This window comes from Rhizobium sp. UBA1881 (assembly GCF_002338015.1).
GTDB lineage: Bacteria > Pseudomonadota > Alphaproteobacteria > Rhizobiales > Rhizobiaceae > Rhizobium.
This window is the reverse complement of the sequence record NZ_DDHH01000146.1, coordinates 5892-6607: the sequence shown is the minus strand read 5'-3', so window position 1 is coordinate 6607 and position 716 is coordinate 5892. Positions and strand designations below refer to the sequence as shown.

Annotated in this window: 1 protein-coding gene and 1 pseudogene; one reads left to right on the top strand and one right to left on the bottom strand. The window is 64.4% G+C overall.

What is annotated here, in order from left to right; translation table 11 throughout:
* Positions 1-354, top strand: a pseudogene (locus tag B3605_RS17645) (hypothetical protein); the annotation flags it as partial.
* Positions 355-365: 11 nt separating this feature from the next.
* Here B3605_RS17645 and B3605_RS17640 read toward each other — a convergent pair.
* A partial coding sequence (locus B3605_RS17640) for a gamma-glutamyltransferase (RefSeq protein WP_296435316.1) occupies positions 366-716 on the bottom strand: 351 nt, incomplete at its 5' end.

The window sequence follows — 716 nt, the reverse complement described above, 5'->3', positions numbered from 1 at the left end:
GGGTCGATCGAGGTCAACCAGCAAGCTGTCATGGCGCGGTTCGACGGGGAGTTTGCGAAGCTCGGGCTATTGAGCAAGGCGGCCGACGTGACCTTGCTGGGGCATGCCTCGAACGTCGCCATCGACAGTGCGGCGCTCAGGGCGCATCTGACTTACGACAAGCTCAACGCCGATGAGACGATCGACGTGAAGGCGCATTCGGTCGACAGCTATCTCGACTTCGGCAAGGACGTGCCTGTGGATTACACCGTCACGGCCAAGGCGTCGCTGATCGACAGCCCCCGGCCGAGCGTGGTTGGTGCCAAGCCGGTGGTCACCATCAAGGCGGAATACGCGCATACGACGATCCGTTGACGGGCGTGCTCCTAATAGCCGCCGGCCGAACCCTCGGTCGAGCGGCTGTCCATGGCGCCGTTGTAGCGGGCGCCGCCGCCTTTCTCGATATCTTTCAGGCTCTTGCCGCCGACGAGGATGCCGGCGGCCTGGCCCCAGACGGGTGGGCCGCTGCCGTCGTCCATGGTGTGGCCCATCGCGATCAGGGCGCGGATCGTATCGGGCGACAGCGCGTAGGGCTCGAAATAGATCTTGTCGGGCTGCCACTGGTGGTGGATGCGCGGGGCGTTGACGGCCTGGCTGATGTCCATGCCGAAATCGACGACATTCAAAATGGCTTCCAGCGTGATGGTGATGATGCGCGAGCCGCCGGGGCTGCCGAT